Genomic DNA, 16,276 nt, shown 5'->3' with positions numbered 1-16,276 from the left:
CCTTAATTAATATTCATTAAGTATAGCCAATCGAACTGTTGTTTGCAATATTTGCAATAAAAAAGCACCCATAATCAATTATGGTGCGCTTTAACTATTGTGAAGTCGGTCTAGCCTCTAGCCCATTCATCAAGCAGGTTAAGGAAGAACCCTTCAGACCAACGCTTAATTTTACTGCCTGATTGATTAAATTCCTGAGCCTTTTGCCAAACAGCATTACTTTTATCAAAGAAATCATGGTCGCCCATAATCAAGTAATCAGTATCAGGAGCGATTTGCGTTTGCGCCTGACCACCTAAATTATCGACTAGCTGCATTGCTTCATCATTAGCCATCCCCAAATCACCAGTGAAAACAATCTTCTTATGGTTAACCGGATTGTGCAGACCTAATTGCCAAGATTCCAGTTCATCTGCCAGTAAATCCAGATTTTTCACCCTGCTTTGAGCCTGCTCAAGTAGTTCAGAGGTAAAGTGCTCACGAAAATCATCGTAGACCTTTTTCGTATCAATCGAATCTGCCAAGCCATGATGTTGCTCAACTTGGGCAATCCCAGCCCGCTGGATACAATCAATTAGTCGATTATGCTGGCGTGGATAATATACCCGAGCCAGCCGCAGAACATCAACGTAATCATTGTTTAACTCTGGTAGCTTGAATTTTTTCGTCAAATCATACAAGAAATTCAAATCAAAGTTAACGTTATAACCAATAATCATATCGTCCCCGATAAACTCGCGAAATTCAGTCATTGCCTGCTTCACAGGAATACCCTCATCAAGTAGCTGCTGCTCAGTAATCCCATTCAGCTTAGTAATGAATGCCGGCACCTTATTAGAACGTGGATAGCACACCAAGTTGCTATACTGCGCGACAATTTCATTATCGCGAACCTTCACGCCACCGAGTTCTGTCACATGATCGCGATAAGGATTAAGACCTGTGGTTTCAATATCCAGCATCGTGTAGTCAGATAAAAAGTTCGGCAACTCTTGTCCCTTGCCGCGCAACTTATCTTGGGCACCCGAAACATGCAGCACCCCATTTTTAACCAAAATACTCATTCTACTTCTCACTACTTCTGCACTAAGTCTGCAACTAAAGCTGCTGCACCAATACCGACTGCTGCACTGCGATCTTGCAAATTATCCGGCAGCAGTTCTTCTTTTAAGTCTGCTGCCACATACGACCACTGCGGGAACTGCTGCACCAACTGAACAATCGGCTCGAGCAGCTGAGGACTTGTGTCGTCGACACCTAGTTCCAAGAAGACCACTCGCTTATCTTCATTCCCCGTCAAAAACCAGCGAAACCGTGTATTAGCATCAGTATCCGGATAAAAATGCTCATTCAATGGCAACTGCAGTTCCATTGGCTGACCGCAAATCTTACATTTAGGTACCAGCGCCACATCTGCCGCGTTTTTAGCTACAAATTCTGCCACGACTGCCCGATCATCATGTAAGCCGTGGTTAATGCCGCTCGAACATTGCATCTTAGTCCAATCACCAAAGGCATTAAAAATCCGGTTCTTGTTAAACCCCGCCGCTTCAAAAAAGTGACCAAAAGTTGAGGTCGCAATAAAATACTCTTTCTTGCCAATCAACTGCTTTAATTGCCGCATTGTCTTGCTTGGCTTGTAAGATAGGGAATATTTTTGAACCAGCTGACTCCAAAAAAGCCACTGCTCCTGCCATGACCCTAGCTTCTTATCCAGAGCATCCCCAATTGTGTGCACACCATATTTTTGCGCAATTGTTGGAAACTCTTGGTCAAACTTTTCACGAGCTAAAATATCCAGCCCTTCAACCTGTGCCATGCCATTACCTGCAGTCACAATAACTACCTCAGCATCAGCTAGCAGCTTTTTTGCCTTGTCTATACTATTCATAATTCCCTTTTCTAATTATCGTGATAACCCGTGAACGACAGCTTACCATGATTAAAATCAGCTAAAAAGACGTCGCTCACGTTCTGATAACCAGCTTTGCGTGCTTCTTCTCTAAGCCAATCATTATCTTTATGAATTAATTCAAGCACATCTTGGTTAACTTGACCATCATTAATAATAGGGAAACGAATATTTGTTTCATCTTTTTGAATAACGGTTAATTGCCCATTCTTTTCAAAAATACAGTTTTTAACATTTTCAACCGCATAGATCCCCTGACTACGCAATTTAAACATTAATTCATTAGCCGAAATTCCCGCCATTAGACAGTTGCGAACCAGTACTTTACCTTCCTTGATCACCTGAATTGGCTTGCCGTCAATTATATTGCGAATCCAGTTATTATGCTCACGGGCAAATTTAAGAATGAAAACAACTAATGTCCAAACAATCAGTACCAGCAAAAACTGCAGAACAGAAATATTAGCATTGTAAATTACACCACCAATGATGCCACCAAGGACATAGTTCTGCAATTGGTCAAGCGCCGTTGTTGGTGCCAAGTTGCTTTTACCAAAAACATTAATCTGAAAAATCAGGGTTAACACACCAAGAGTAAATTTAATAAAAAGCTGCAAATAATCCATGATTGAGCCTCCTAATTCTTCACGTTAACATCATGGTTAATAACGTGAGCTTTATTTAGCGTATAGCTGTTATTATCTTCATTTAAATTTAGTTGATAATCTGTATTTTTAGAGTCAACACGCACAATAATTCCGTTCTGCAAAGTTGTCGAATTAACTAATACGTCTGATTGCGCCACGCCCTGATCGCGCGCAACCGACTTGATAAACGGTACAATCTGAACTGATTGTGACTTAACTAGCGTCGTTTCGACGTACTTTTCATATTGTGTTCCCACAAATAATAGTAAAAACAATAACGCGATAATTCCCAAATCACGATAACGCGTGTCAAACCGGTGCCGCAAATACAAAAATGCAAACACAATCATCGTTAATGCTGCCGCCGCAATTAAAACATAAAGAATCGTTTTACTCGTACTTTGATTTTGCTCAATATATTTAAGTGTATAAAAAGTCATTACATTTTCGCCTCAAACTTAAACAATTATCTATGCTTTTAGTATAGCAAAAAGTGGTCAACTATTAGTTAACCACTACTCAGCAATTTTTAATTTTTGGAAGCCGCGCTAGCTGTATCAACTGCCGGCTCTGGTTCTACCGGCGTTTCTTGAGCGGCTTCTGCCTTAGTAGAAGCACCAGATGCCGCATCAGGATCAGAATTACGTCTATAAGTTGCTCCAGTTGTCGCATCTTCATCAATTACCAGCTTTTGACCAGTAGTTTCACAGAAGTACTTGACTAATGGGTACAAATCCTGAACCCATTCATAAATACCGGCATAATTGCCTTCATCATCAACTACGCGCTTATAATAGTGCAGCACTAATTCCTTCAAGTTGCCGGTAGGAACAGGCATATAGACATCATCATGACCATCTTGTCTTGTACGCAGGGCATGAACCACTTTCTTGGTTTCCTGAATTACATCAGCAACATGCGGGTGGACATCATTCATCGTATTACCGACTTGTTCTGGGACCCGCTTAGCCTTCATCTTGGTATGCGGGTCAACTGGTCGGTTGTACCACAAAAATTGGTTGTTTTCATCGACAAACGATAACTCACCAATTGTGTCGCGCAACATCCAGTTAATTTGATTAACAGTTAACAAGCCACTGTCGAGCTTAACATAATCGTCGCCTTCAGCCGCGTGAACTTTCTCTGCAGCTTGGTCTAACCAGTCTGGATCTTCCTTATTAATCCCACTAACTGTATAGCGACTCTTGCCCTTAGCATCAAAGTCTTCTTGCATATATTCATCAGGATTCATATTTTTTAACCACTTAGGTTCTGCCATTTTCATTCTCCTTGTTCAATAAATCACTTTATAACAATATAATTATATTATAAAAGCGCTTAACTTGCACTAATAATTAAAAAATTATTTTTTACCGTGTTTGTAATTTTTCTTTCATATAGTTATGAGCTAAAATATAGTGTAACTACTAGCACAAAGGAGATACTATGAAAACTGGTACTAAAATTATTACTTTAGACAACGGTTACCACTTATGGACCAATACCCAAGGTCACGGCGATATTCACCTCTTGGCCTTGCACGGTGGTCCCGGCGGTAACCATGAATATTGGGAAGATACTGCTGAACAATTGAAGAAGCAAGGCTTAGACGTACAAGTAACCATGTACGATCAACTTGGTTCACTTTATTCCGATCAACCTGATTATTCTGATCCTGAAATTGCTAAAAAGTATCTGACTTATGAATACTTTTTGGATGAAGTTGACGAAGTTCGGGCTAAATTAGGCTTAGACAACGTTTACTTAATCGGTCAAAGCTGGGGCGGCTTATTAGTTCAAGAATATGCCGTTAAGTATGGTCAACACTTGAAGGGGGCCATCATTTCTTCAATGGTTGACGAGATTGACGAATACGTTGCTTCAGTTAACCGCCGCCGGCAAGAAGTCCTTCCGCAAACTGAAATTGACTTCATGCACCAATGTGAAGAAAACAACGATTACGATAACGAACGTTACCAAGCCGACGTTAATATTTTGAACATTAACTTTGTCGACCGTAAGCAGCCGTCCAAGCTTTACCATTTGAAAGATATTGGCGGCACTGCCGTTTATAATGCCTTCCAAGGCGACAACGAATTCGTAATTACTGGTAAGTTAAAGGACTGGCACTTCAGAGATCAACTCAAGAACATCAAGGTGCCGACATTGCTCACTTTTGGCGAGAACGAAACAATGCCGATTGCCACTGCTAAAACGATGCAAAAGGAAATTCCTAACTCACACCTTGTTACTACTCCAGACGGTGGTCACCACCACATGGTTGACAACCCTGCCGTCTACTACAAGCATCTAGCTGACTTCATCAAGGAAGTTGAAGCTGAGACTTTTAAGGGTGAATAAACAAAAAAGCGCAGCTCATGATTGAGTTACGCTTTTTGTTTGCCCAGAACTAATTAGTAATGTAGTCCAGCAAGTCAAACATGACCTGCTTGTTTTCAGCGGGGACTGCTTGACCCAAAATATCAGCTGCCGTTTGTCCCAGAATTGACCCCTTAATATAAGGAAAATCATTAACGACCATTTCGCGAACGTTATTGGCTTTAGGTTCAAAGTGAAATTGCAGACCTATTACGCGGTGACCAATGACGAAGCCCTGATTTTGGTGGTATTTAGTTGAAAACAATAACTGGCTGCCTGCTGGCAATTCAAACATTTCTTCATGCCAATGCAAGGCAAGCAGTTCAGCTGGTAATTTAGGAATTACCGTTGTTGCCAAATGTACAGGTTCCCAACCAACTTCTTTAACTGCAGCCTTTTTAATCGTGGCACCCAATGTCTTAGCGATTTGCTGGGCACCAAAGCAAACACCAAAGATTGGCTTATCTTGAGCCAGCAATTCTTTGATTAAAGCCCGTTCCTGCTTAATCCACGACAAATCATCATTTGGGCTCATTGGTCCGCCCAAAATAATTAACATATCCGTCTGCTCGGCAATTGGCAAATAACCAAACTGATACGGATGATACGTATAAACTTCATGTCCGCGGCTCTCAGCCCAATCAATGATTGAGCCCGGTCCTTCATTAGGGGTATGTTGTAAGATATTAACGCGCATATCACAGCCTTCTTTCAAAATGTCTTATTAACCAATAATAATACATTATTATCTGCTTTCGTATTTAAATAAGTTTAAATGTTTAATTAGTAAAGTGATAATTGTAATTATTTTTTATTTAAGAAAGCACCCAAAGTGGTCAAATATGTTCTAAGCAATTATAATTAGGATAAGTTAATAAGGAGGATATTTCCTATTATGAAAAAAACTACGATTTGGACAATTGTGGCAGTTGCTCTTATTGCACTTGGCGGTGGCGTCATTTACGGCACCCAAAAGGCTAGCAGCAATCAAGTTAACGCCGCATATACTGAAGCAATTGATAATGGTAAGAACGCGGTAATGGACAAGGATTACGTCCGTGCCAGCAGCGACTTTGCTAAAGCCGGTAAAATCAAAGAAACATCACTAGCTACGGCATACAAGAACCAAGCTGACGGGATGCTCTCGGCAATTGCCGATGCTAAAGATGGCGAATATACCGATGCCTTAAATACGGTTGATAACGTTATTCATGAGAATCATGGTTATTCCCTGCTAATTAAGCAAGGTCAAAAACTGAAGACAACTCTTAAAGATGTTAAAGACAACTACGAGCATGAATTGAAGCCGCTCTTTGACCAAGCCAAAAAGGCCGAACAAGATAAACAATACCAGCAAGCTGTTGACCACTACCAAAAAATCCTTAACTTACCTTACATTGATGGCAAATACTACGCTAAATATAAGGATAAGGCACAAAAAGGAATTGCCAATAACAAAGAAGCAGCTAAAGACAATGGTAGTAGTGTAACCACCGCTAAAAGCCAAACCCCAACTAACAACTCGGCGATTGGTGATACTGGCAATGCCGGCAAAACCGGTGAAGGTGCAATGGGCAACCACAAGGTTAACGGCAAAACTGTCGGCACCAGCCAAATCGCGCAGCTACGCAAAAAGCTTAAAAGTCTCGGCTTTGACCCGATGTCATGGAGTCCGCAAGATCTAATTGACATGTATAGAAGCACAGGACATAGCGATCCTAGTCAAATTACAAAACAAGATGTGCAAAATTACCTGAAGCCATAGTACTTTAAGGTAATTTACCTCAACTCGTCCGCTTAACAGCAGGACGAGTTTTATCTTTCAAAGTTCAATTTAACCAAGTAAAAACATGATATAATTAGATAGATATCATCGAATGCAAATCTACTATATTTAACATGAATTACCGCAATAGTTGCTTTTACCGCTTAAACTCGGTAAAATGACTATTGACTTTCACGTGTCCTATTTTTATTAAAGGAGTGTCCGCATTGACTGAACAAGAAAATAACACTAAAGATACTGAACAAGAAAATGATGAACTTAAAGTTGTCATGCCAGATGCAAATTGGTCTACTATGACTGAGGAAGAATTTGCTGAGCAGCCTGACTACTTGCAAGTCTTCACTGACTTCTACATTTCTCAATTCAATCAACGTGATTTGGAAATTATGGATCGTTACGATACTAATGCAAATATGGTTGATATCAACCACTATTTGCTTGATAATATTCATTTTTCACGTAAAGAATTAATCAGACACGCTTTGCAATATCATGCAAATAACTTCCAAAATCTGATTGACGAAATCGCCAAACAAGATGAAGTTGACCCAAGTAACATGACAACTTATGCTGATTGGGACAATTGGTATGAAGATTGCCGCAATAAAATCGAAAATTCTTTGTCATAATTTACTTGTACTACAGCTAAAAAAAGAACACAATAGATACTTAACGAGAATGCCTTTTTGGACATTCTTTTTTACTTAAAAACAAATATTATTTTAGTCTATGGGAGTACAGATAACTATGGATCAAAAAAAGAAGCGAATTTCAGCTGCTGGGCTGTTAATTACAATTGGGATTGTTTACGGTGATATTGGGACTAGTCCCCTTTACGTAATGAAATCAATCCTAAATGGTAATGGCGGTATAGCCAATGTTAATCGTGAATTAATTTTAGGTTCAATCTCGTTGATTTTCTGGACGGTTACTTTACTAACAACTGTCAAATACGTAATGGTCGCGCTCAACGCAACTAACCGCGGCGAAGGTGGGATCTTCGCCCTTTATGCACTAGTACGTAAGCGTGCCAAGTGGCTGGTGGTTCCAGCCTTAGTCGGTGGTGCGGCATTACTGGCTGACGGAACACTGACGCCAGCCGTAACAGTTACCACCTCAATTGAGGGGTTAAAAAACATGAAGTTTGGCTCGAGTATTCCGGTTCCCAGCCAAACAATGGTTATTGTTATTACTATCGTGATTTTGCTGCTATTGTTCTCTATTCAAATGCTGGGTACCAGCAGTATTGGTAAGGCATTTGGTCCCATTATGCTTGTCTGGTTCACCTTTTTAGGTGCAATTGGCATTCTCAACATGTCACATGACTGGTCAATTTTAGAAGCACTTAATCCATATTGGGCAATTAAGATTCTATTTAGTCCGGCTAACAAGGTGGGAATCTTCATCCTAGGATCAATCTTTTTGGCAACTACTGGGGCTGAAGCCTTATATTCTGATGTTGGTCATGTTGGTAAAGGCAACATTCATGGTTCTTGGCCGTATGTTTTCATTTGTTTAGCTCTCAACTACCTTGGTCAAGGCGTTTGGATTTTGCAAAATCCTAATTACCAAACTCACGGTACCGAGCTAAATCCTTTCTTTGAAGCTGTTCCAGGCAACTTACGATTATTTGCCATTATTTTGGCAACTGTTGCTGCTATTATTGCCTCACAAGCCTTGATTACCGGCTCTTTTACCCTAGTTTCTGAAGCCAGCGGATTAAAATTCCTGCCGCGGATGAATATCAACTATCCAACTACCGAACACGGACAGATTTATATCCCATCTGTAAACAAGATGCTCTGTGTGGCCACAATCGCCATTGTTATTTTCTTCCAAACATCTGAACACATGGAAGCAGCCTATGGTCTGTCGATCACGGTAACGATGCTAATGACCACGCTATTATTATTCGAATATTTAGGTACCAAAAAGACGCCACTGCTTTTGCGACTAAGCTTCTTATTAGTGTTTGGTTTCATCGAAAGCATGTTCTTGATTTCTAGTTTGACCAAGTTCATGCGTGGTGGTTACGTAACTGTCTTAATTGCCGGCTTTATCGGCATTATTATGTTCATCTGGTACTTTGGCAACAAAGTGCGCGACAAGCACGAAGGTGCTAATACTTACGTACGTCTTGACGAATTTACTGATATGCTAACGGACTTAAGTCATGATGATGACTTCCCTGTCTATGCCACTAACTTAGTTTACATGGCTAAGGTTAAGTACAATAAGTTCATTAAACGCGAAATTTTGTATTCAATCTTGGATAAACGCCCTAAGCGGGCACATGCTTATTGGTTTGTCTCAGTCAATATTACTAACGAACCATTCACTGCCAAATATGCCGTTAACACTTACGACACTAAGAACGTGATTAACGTTCAATTGTTCCTCGGTTTCAAAAAGCAGACTAGTGTTAACGTCTACTTGCGGCAAATTGTCCATGACTTAATCAAAGACGGCACAATTGAAGCACAACCACAAGAATACACTACAATGCCTGGACGTGAAGTTGGCGACTTCTCCTTCGTTATTGTTAACGACGTCGTTAGTCCATTGACGAAACTTAAGGGCTTTGACAAGTGGATTGTTCAAGCACGGGTTTGGCTGCAGAATTTATCATCTAACCCCGCAACTTGGTTTGGCCTTGAATACACCGATACAGTTGTCGAACGTGTCCCTCTGATCTTAGGCAAGCCCGAACGTAATTTACACATCAAACGGGTAGCAACACGCGACTATTCTAATTTAAAGAACGAAGAAAATTAAAATTTTAAACACAAAAAGTGCAGTAGCTTAATTGCTACTGCACTTTTTTCATATTAATTAAATTACCAAATGTGAACTCGCTTGTCTGGATCAAGCCACATACCATCAGTTGGCTTCACGTCAAAGACCTTATAGAAGTCGTCTTGACATTGAATTTGAACATTAGCTCGCTCAGGACCCGGCGCGTGAACATCAACAGCCGTTTGTGTCTTAATTGATTCAGTCAATTGCTTGTTAGCCCAAATTCGAGCAAAGTTTTCAAACAACTTCTTCAAATCGTCGCCTTCATTTTTAGCGGCCTCAACTGCAGCTGTCAAACCACCTTGATCGGCAATATTTTCAGAAACAATCTGCTTACCGTTCAATTTAACCGGACCATATTCAATGCCATCAAAGATATCAATTTCAGCCTGTGTCCGCTTCTTAAATTCGGCGTAATCTTCGTCGGTCCACCAGTTAGTCATATTACCTAACTCATCAAATTGCGCCCCATTATTGTCAAAAGCATGCGAAACTTCGTGGGCAATTACTGTACCAATACCACCAAAGTTAGTTGCACGATCCTGCTTCAAATCATAAAATGGTGCTTGTAAAATAGCGGCTGGGAACGTCAAGTCGTTTCTTTGCGGATCATAACAAGCATTAACCAAATTCCCTGGCATTGCCCAAACTGTCCGATCAACTTCCTTATGCAGCTGTTCAATATTATACTTTTGTTCTTCAACAGCAAAAGCACGACCATTTGAATAGAGACTGCCACCTTGACTGGCTGGAACAACTTGCAAACGATTGTAAATTTCTTCAATCTTATCTGGATAGCCAATCTTTAATTCCAAAGCATCCAGCTTAACAACTGCCTTCTTCTTAGTTGCTTCTGAGAGCCAGCTATTGTTTTGCAAGCGTTCTTCATAAACAGCCAGCATCCGGCGAATCATATCTTCAACGTCTTTTTTGGCATCAGCACCAAAGTAAGTCTGACCATAATAAACGCCAACAACTTCGCTAAAAGTACCATTAGCAATATGATATGCCTGCTTTTCACCCGATTGCAATTTTGGTTGACCTGACAAAGCCTGACTAAATGGAAAGGCAGCTTCACGAAATTCTTGTGACAAGTCTGAAGCTACATCATTAATGAAGTTAATAATCATCCAACCCTTAATCTCATCAAAATTAGACTTGTTGATAATTTCATTAACGTGGTCAAGATAGCGTGGCTCTTCAACAATAATGCGGTCAGGTTCTTCGCCAACAACTTCCTTTAAGTAGTAACCAATCTTAAAGTCTTTAAATTTGGCTTCAAAGTCTGCAATCTTCATCGGGTTGTAGCAAGCTGGGTAATCAGCCCATTCTTCAGTTGATTTAACTACTTTAGCCAGCTTGGCATCAAACTTAATTGCATCTGCGGCGTACTTTTCAGCTTCAGCAGTTTCAACCCCTGCCATCTCCAGTAATTTAACAGATTGCTTCTGTAAGATTGCTAGTAACTTTGCGGCATCAGCAGTTTCATAAGTTGTTGTATCAGGCAAAAATGTTCCTGGACCAGCAAAGTTGAGCACGTTAATCTTAGTATTCTTCATATCTGGCTCAACACTTAAGCTAAACGGAATTGATGCAAAAGTAGCCAAATCTGGAGCATTCAAATTATAATCAGAAAAATCTCTGATATCTTTTAACAATTCCAAGTCTGACTTAATTGGTGCGGCACCATCTTCATTACGCTTGGTGAAGTCTTTGGCCAATTTATATAATTCGACAGCCTTATCCATATTGGGCACATCAGGAATATCCTTTTTGCCAGCAGCAAAATCCGCAAAGTCAGCCATCAAATGCTTTTCAACATTAACATCAATGCCATCAAATGATGCCATTCGTGAACGGTCAGATGGAATTTCAGTTTTTTCTAACCATTCTGAATTAACGGCAAGGTACATATTGTCCTGTGGTCTAGTGCCCACTTTAGGCTCAATAACATTACCACTGCCACCTCGAACTGCAATAAATTTTTTCATTCAAAAATCCTCCCTGATATTAAATTAAAATAAGTTAAATTAATAATATCATTTCAATTAAATAACTATTGTTAAAAAATATTTACAAAATCACTTGTACATTGTCAAATGTTTCCGCAATTTAGCATGCAATGGGATTAGCAAGATAATCATCAGAAAAATCCCCACAGCCGCGATAATAAAGAACGGAATGTACCCAGAACGATCAATCACTAAACCGCCAAATAACGGACCAAATGCCTGTCCAATTCCACGAGCCACATTAATTGCCCCTTGATACTTCCCTTTACTGGATAATGGCGACAAGTCATTGATGTAAGCTGGCACGGCCGGAAAGGCCGTGGCTTCACCAAAGGTCAAAATCAGCATTGAGAGCGCGAAATGCGCAAAATCACGAGCAAAAATTAGGGTCACGAAGGAAATGGCAAACATTAATGTCCCAAAAATAATCTGGTGGAACAGATTTTTAAATATATGCGGATAACGCGCCAAAATCACTTGGATAATCACAATTACCGCACCATTCAATGTCCAGAGCAAACTGTACATATGAAATGGTATGCCCAGCGAAACCATGTAAACAGACAAATTAGACTCCCAATTCATGTACATCAGCCAGGTCACAGCTAGTGAGATTAAAAAGCCAATAGTGAGCATCATATTATACTTCGGCATTGCTTGTGACTGTGGTTTCTTGCCAGTCGCCACCGTTTTGGCCTGCCGCTGCTTATGAAAATTAATAATTGGTCGGTAATTAATTGCGGCATTAATCGCGGCAATCGCAAACAGTGCCGCGGCCAAAATAAACAGGAATTCAATTGAGAAGTCATATAGATATCCAACTAAGAGTGTACCCGTGACAGTCCCCACATTTTGAGCAAAATAAATCAAATTAAAAACATAGCGTCCCGGATATTTACGCAAGCTAGTCGCAATTGAATTAATCATCGTACCGTTCCAGCCACTAGTTAATCCAGTTAACGTTAACCAAATCCAATAAGCAGGCCACCCATGGAAAAAGGCCATCAAAAATAAGATGAGCGCATCAAGCGTTAATCCCACTACAATTAAAGGATAAGGATTACAGCGGTCATAAAAACGTCCTGCCACAACTGATCCGAGCACATTGCCCGCACAATTGCAAAACAATACAACCCCAATCATTGAGAGGCTGATATGTAATTGCTTATTTAAATAGACAGAGGTCAGCGGCCAAACAAAGCTTGACCCAATCCACGTGGCTAATTCACCTAGCAGCAGCCAACGTAATTTAACTTCTGTTTCATCGTTAGATCCATGTGTAAGTTTCATTTATTCAGTCCTTCCTATCTAAGTTCCAATTACCAGTGTAGCAAGAAGTATCAAAAAAGAACACCCCCATTGCAATGAGGTGTTCCAAAAAGTTTACTTATAATAATTTTTATTTTTGTGGTTTCTTCTCAAAGAATTGACCCTTGTTTACCTGATAAAACTTCTTATACCGGTCATAATAATTATGGAACATGTACTTCATTAATAGCCAGCGCTTAAAATTACGATCCTTATCATAAAAGACAGTGGTGCCATAGCGACCCTCATGAATTAATTCTTCGGCAGCCTTTTTAGCTTCATTATCAGCAGCATATTCCTTAAAAATCTTCACCGGAACTCCCAGCCACAGAACGTGCTTAGATTTTAGCTTGTTACCATAAACAGTTGGCTGTTCTTTCAAACTGTCATAAACGTAATCGTCAACGTACCATTTAGCCAAATTATAGCCATTTAAAGTAACGTAAAAACTAGACCGACCCTGGCGCAAGTTGATTTCAAAGAACTTATACTGACCATCGCGGCTATCATACTTAATATCAAAGTTAGCCATCCCTGTATAATTGATCTTTTCTAAAAAAGTTTCAACTTGCTCATATAGTTTTTCATTATATTCCGGCAAAATCGCCATATAATTACCAATTGCTTGCGGTGTTGGGTCTTCCAGCAGCGGATGACCCATACACATCATCTTAATATGATGGTCTTTATCAACATAAGCATTCAACACCCGCATGTTAGAGTCATCACCAGGGATAAAGTCTTGCAAAATTAGGTCAGCCTGATAGCCATTGCCGTAAATCTTACCAACAATATCTTTTAATTCAGCTTCATCATGAATCGTAAAAGCCTTTTTGCGACCTTCAAAATGAACATCAAGCCAAGAAACAGGGTCTTCCGGCTTTAATTCAATTGGGTAATTGAATGGCAGATTTAAATAATCCTCAGCCTGATAGTCAGCCATCGTAACAATCTTAGTCTTAGGATACGGCAAGCCATATTCTTCCGCGATTTGATAGAAGCCTTCCTTAGAGATTAACTTTTCAAGCAGATCGTAATCAATATAAGGAACGATAAATACATCTTGTAATTCATCTTTGTGCTTAGCTAATAGTTCGGCATAACCATCCCCGCAAGCAATTAAGATTACCGGCTCTTGATGGTCCTTGTAAAGTTTCATCTGCTCACGCATCACCGTCATAAAGGTTGGATCTTCACTAAAGCCGTGGTGCAACTCAACTTCAACTATTTTGGAGTAACGCGTTGCCGCAAGCTGACTATCAGCCAGAGCCTTAACCTTAATACCATAAGCTTGATTAAACGAGCGCGCCATGCCATAGACATTAATGTCGCTACCCAATAAAATTGGCGTAAAATCTTGATTCATTATCTTGCTCCTATTAAACTAGCTTACCTTGTTCGATCAAGCTGGCTACTTCTGGCTGAACGTGTTGGTACTTAGCAACGGTTCCTTCATAATCAACAAAGAATAACTTATACCATACAAGGAAGGTATAGATTGTCCAAATTTGCCGACGGTGAGAACCATCACCATGGAAGTTTTCATCAAGTAATTGCAAAATTTTATCTTGTTCAAAAATATCGCTGACAAAATCTTCACTGAACATTTCCCGAACTTGCTTGTCAAAGCGTGGCTCTTGCAGCCATTCCTTGATTGGCGTTGGGAAGCCTAATTTCGGCCGTTTAGCCCATTCATCTGGCAAAACTCGCTCCGAAGCCTTGCGTAAAGCATACTTAGTATCATGCTTATTAACCAGATATTCAGTTGGAATTGAATTTGCCCGTTCAGCAATCTTGCGGTCAAGGTACGGTACTCGCAATTCTAATGAGTGCGCCATTGAAATCTTGTCCGCCTTTTGCTCAATATCATTTAGCATAAAGTGGTGCAGGTCAATATACTGCATCTGCCGAACATTATCAAGATCCTTAACCTTCTTAAAGTCAGATTGGTAGATACTGTTAACGGTTAATTTGTTACGGTATGATGGCTTCAAAATACCATTAGCATCTTCAGAAGTAAAAATTGTCGGGTAATCCATATCGTAAATCACGGATTGACCAACATAAAACTCGCTTGGCTCAGCCAAATTGGTATACAAGTGTACCTTACCTGGGAAGTTAGGCATCTTCTTAATCTTATGTGCCAACTTAACTTTTGTCTTTTTCGGCAATTTAGTTAGTTGTGACGTAAAGACCTTAATTACATTGTTATGCGTGTGCATGCCGTAATTGACATAGCCGGCAAATAATTCGTCAGCACCCTCACCTGATAGAGCAACCGTGACATGCTTGCGCGCCATCTTGCACAAGTACCAAAGTGGAATAATTGATGGGTTCGCGTCTGGTTCATCCATGTGGTATTGCATCTCAGGAAAATCATGCATTGCTTCATCCGACTTTACTTTGTCGGAAAAGAACTTCCAGCCCTTAATGTCAGCTAGAGCCTTAGCCTTTGAGGCTTCATCATAAGTTGCATCGTCAAATGAAATTGAAAATACATCATCAGGATCTAAAATACTAGTGATATAACTAGAATCCACCCCTTCTGACAAGAAAGCACCAACCGGAACATCAGCAATACGGTATAAGTCAACCGTTTCTTTTAGGTCATCATCAATCTTTTTAACGGTTTCTTCAAAGCTCAAATTGTTAGCCTTGTATTCGGCATCCCAATATTGATGCATCTTCATCTTACCGTCTTGATATTCAAACCAGTGACCAGCTGGGAAGCGGTGAATGCCCTTAAAGAATGTTTCGTTAAGGTCATTATATTGGTTCATTAAGTATGGCTTAACTGCTTCCGTATTTAACCGACGCTTAAAGCCTGGGAAAGCCAAGAAACTCTTGAGCTCTGAACCGATAAGCAAATGACCATCTTCATCACTATAATATAACGGCTTAATCCCAAAGAAATCACGGGCACCATACAACGTTTGGGTATTATCATCCCAAATAGCGAAGGCAAACATCCCGCGCACGCGCTTGAGCAGACCGTCCATACCCCATTCTTCAAAACCGTGCAACAAAACTTCTGTATCAGTTTCAGTAGTAAAAGTATGCCCAGCAGCAACTAATTCTTTTCTTAATGGCTGAAAATTATAAATTTCACCATTAAAAATAATTGCCCTAGTATCATCTTCGTTAAAGATTGGCTGGCTACCACAACGCAAATCAATGATTGACAATCTTCTAAAGCCCAACGCTACCTTATCATTGGTATACATCCCATCAGAATCTGGGCCTCTGTGTTTAATCGTTGCCATCATTTTACCAATGGCTTTTTGTTTGTCATTTATTTCTGGATCATAAAATGCGACAATTCCGCACATAGTTTATCTTCCCTTAATTAGTTTTATTAATCTATTAAATTCTTCATATTAACTGTTTCATTATATGCTAAAAGCCGGACAATTACCAAACTGTCCAGCTTAATTTT

General features: G+C 40.0%; 14 protein-coding genes. 4 read left to right on the top strand and 10 right to left on the bottom strand.

Features of this window, described 5'->3' with window-relative positions:
• Positions 1 to 110: 110 nt before the first annotated feature.
• The 5 genes from PT281_RS00825 to PT281_RS00805 all read right to left on the bottom strand — a co-directional run bounded on the left by PT281_RS00825 (position 111) and on the right by PT281_RS00805 (position 3,838).
• Complete coding sequence (locus PT281_RS00825; protein ID WP_277151147.1) at positions 111 to 1,064, bottom strand: exonuclease domain-containing protein; 954 nt, start codon at positions 1,062 to 1,064, stop codon at positions 111 to 113.
• A gap of 11 nt (positions 1,065 to 1,075) precedes the next feature.
• Positions 1,076 to 1,891, bottom strand: coding sequence for a Sir2 family NAD-dependent protein deacetylase (locus PT281_RS00820; protein ID WP_277151145.1), 816 nt, complete (start codon positions 1,889 to 1,891; stop codon positions 1,076 to 1,078).
• Between the two features lie 11 nt (positions 1,892 to 1,902).
• Positions 1,903 to 2,538, bottom strand: coding sequence for a DUF421 domain-containing protein (locus PT281_RS00815; protein ID WP_277151143.1), 636 nt, complete (start codon positions 2,536 to 2,538; stop codon positions 1,903 to 1,905).
• A gap of 11 nt (positions 2,539 to 2,549) precedes the next feature.
• Entirely contained in the window at positions 2,550 to 2,999 is a 450-nt protein-coding gene (locus tag PT281_RS00810; RefSeq protein WP_277151141.1) for a DUF3290 domain-containing protein, read from the bottom strand.
• Positions 3,000 to 3,088: 89 nt separating this feature from the next.
• Complete coding sequence (locus PT281_RS00805) at positions 3,089 to 3,838, bottom strand: PAS domain-containing protein (RefSeq protein ID WP_277151139.1); 750 nt, start codon at positions 3,836 to 3,838, stop codon at positions 3,089 to 3,091.
• A gap of 167 nt (positions 3,839 to 4,005) precedes the next feature.
• On the opposite strand from PT281_RS00805, the gene PT281_RS00800 reads away from it, so the two are divergent.
• Positions 4,006 to 4,920: a proline-specific peptidase family protein gene (locus tag PT281_RS00800; RefSeq protein WP_277151137.1), complete on the top strand. Its 915-nt coding sequence runs from the start codon at positions 4,006 to 4,008 to the stop codon at positions 4,918 to 4,920.
• Between the two features lie 49 nt (positions 4,921 to 4,969).
• Here the strand turns inward: PT281_RS00800 and PT281_RS00795 are convergent, their stop codons facing one another.
• Complete coding sequence (locus PT281_RS00795) at positions 4,970 to 5,635, bottom strand: type 1 glutamine amidotransferase (RefSeq protein WP_277151135.1); 666 nt, start codon at positions 5,633 to 5,635, stop codon at positions 4,970 to 4,972.
• A gap of 198 nt (positions 5,636 to 5,833) precedes the next feature.
• Between PT281_RS00795 and PT281_RS00790 the strand changes: the two genes are divergently transcribed.
• From PT281_RS00790 to PT281_RS00780, 3 genes are all read left to right on the top strand, one after another.
• Positions 5,834 to 6,703: a hypothetical protein gene (locus tag PT281_RS00790; protein ID WP_277151133.1), complete on the top strand. Its 870-nt coding sequence runs from the start codon at positions 5,834 to 5,836 to the stop codon at positions 6,701 to 6,703.
• A gap of 227 nt (positions 6,704 to 6,930) precedes the next feature.
• Entirely contained in the window at positions 6,931 to 7,353 is a 423-nt protein-coding gene (locus PT281_RS00785) for a hypothetical protein (RefSeq protein ID WP_277151131.1), read from the top strand.
• A 118-nt stretch (positions 7,354 to 7,471) separates the two neighbouring features.
• Positions 7,472 to 9,499: a KUP/HAK/KT family potassium transporter gene (locus tag PT281_RS00780; RefSeq protein ID WP_277151129.1), complete on the top strand. Its 2,028-nt coding sequence runs from the start codon at positions 7,472 to 7,474 to the stop codon at positions 9,497 to 9,499.
• A 62-nt stretch (positions 9,500 to 9,561) separates the two neighbouring features.
• Here the strand turns inward: PT281_RS00780 and PT281_RS00775 are convergent, their stop codons facing one another.
• The 4 genes from PT281_RS00775 to asnB form a co-directional block, all read right to left on the bottom strand.
• Positions 9,562 to 11,511, bottom strand: coding sequence for a M13 family metallopeptidase (locus PT281_RS00775; protein WP_277151127.1), 1,950 nt, complete (start codon positions 11,509 to 11,511; stop codon positions 9,562 to 9,564).
• Between the two features lie 90 nt (positions 11,512 to 11,601).
• On the bottom strand, positions 11,602 to 12,822 hold the full coding sequence (locus PT281_RS00770; protein WP_277151126.1) for an MFS transporter: 1,221 nt from the start codon (positions 12,820 to 12,822) through the stop codon (positions 11,602 to 11,604).
• 109 nt (positions 12,823 to 12,931) lie between these two features.
• On the bottom strand, positions 12,932 to 14,206 hold the full coding sequence (locus PT281_RS00765; protein ID WP_277151124.1) for a carboxylate--amine ligase: 1,275 nt from the start codon (positions 14,204 to 14,206) through the stop codon (positions 12,932 to 12,934).
• Positions 14,207 to 14,219: 13 nt separating this feature from the next.
• Positions 14,220 to 16,169 (bottom strand): asparagine synthase (glutamine-hydrolyzing), encoded by a 1,950-nt coding sequence (asnB, locus tag PT281_RS00760; protein WP_277151123.1) that lies wholly within the window; start codon positions 16,167 to 16,169, stop codon positions 14,220 to 14,222.
• Positions 16,170 to 16,276 lie beyond the last annotated feature (107 nt).

It is taken from the genome of Lactobacillus sp. ESL0701 (assembly GCF_029433445.1).
Taxonomy (GTDB): domain Bacteria; phylum Bacillota; class Bacilli; order Lactobacillales; family Lactobacillaceae; genus Lactobacillus.
Note: the sequence above shows the minus strand (reverse complement) of the source record. Positions and strands in the feature narration are given on the sequence as shown.

What these genes read in the sequence shown, in the direction of transcription:
- PT281_RS00790 (WP_277151133.1), top strand. Translation starts at nt 5,834, where the DNA reads ATGAAAAAAACTACGATTTGGACAATTGTGGCAGTTGCTCTTATTGCA.
- PT281_RS00770 (WP_277151126.1), bottom strand. Translation starts at nt 12,822, where the DNA reads ATGAAACTTACACATGGATCTAACGATGAAACAGAAGTTAAATTACGT.
- PT281_RS00765 (WP_277151124.1), bottom strand. Translation starts at nt 14,206, where the DNA reads ATGAATCAAGATTTTACGCCAATTTTATTGGGTAGCGACATTAATGTC.
- PT281_RS00775 (WP_277151127.1), bottom strand. Translation starts at nt 11,511, where the DNA reads ATGAAAAAATTTATTGCAGTTCGAGGTGGCAGTGGTAATGTTATTGAG.
- PT281_RS00795 (WP_277151135.1), bottom strand. Translation starts at nt 5,635, where the DNA reads ATGCGCGTTAATATCTTACAACATACCCCTAATGAAGGACCGGGCTCA.
- PT281_RS00805 (WP_277151139.1), bottom strand. Translation starts at nt 3,838, where the DNA reads ATGGCAGAACCTAAGTGGTTAAAAAATATGAATCCTGATGAATATATG.
- PT281_RS00780 (WP_277151129.1), top strand. Translation starts at nt 7,472, where the DNA reads ATGGATCAAAAAAAGAAGCGAATTTCAGCTGCTGGGCTGTTAATTACA.
- PT281_RS00815 (WP_277151143.1), bottom strand. Translation starts at nt 2,538, where the DNA reads ATGGATTATTTGCAGCTTTTTATTAAATTTACTCTTGGTGTGTTAACC.
- asnB (WP_277151123.1), bottom strand. Translation starts at nt 16,169, where the DNA reads ATGTGCGGAATTGTCGCATTTTATGATCCAGAAATAAATGACAAACAA.
- PT281_RS00820 (WP_277151145.1), bottom strand. Translation starts at nt 1,891, where the DNA reads ATGAATAGTATAGACAAGGCAAAAAAGCTGCTAGCTGATGCTGAGGTA.
- PT281_RS00825 (WP_277151147.1), bottom strand. Translation starts at nt 1,064, where the DNA reads ATGAGTATTTTGGTTAAAAATGGGGTGCTGCATGTTTCGGGTGCCCAA.
- PT281_RS00810 (WP_277151141.1), bottom strand. Translation starts at nt 2,999, where the DNA reads ATGACTTTTTATACACTTAAATATATTGAGCAAAATCAAAGTACGAGT.
- PT281_RS00800 (WP_277151137.1), top strand. Translation starts at nt 4,006, where the DNA reads ATGAAAACTGGTACTAAAATTATTACTTTAGACAACGGTTACCACTTA.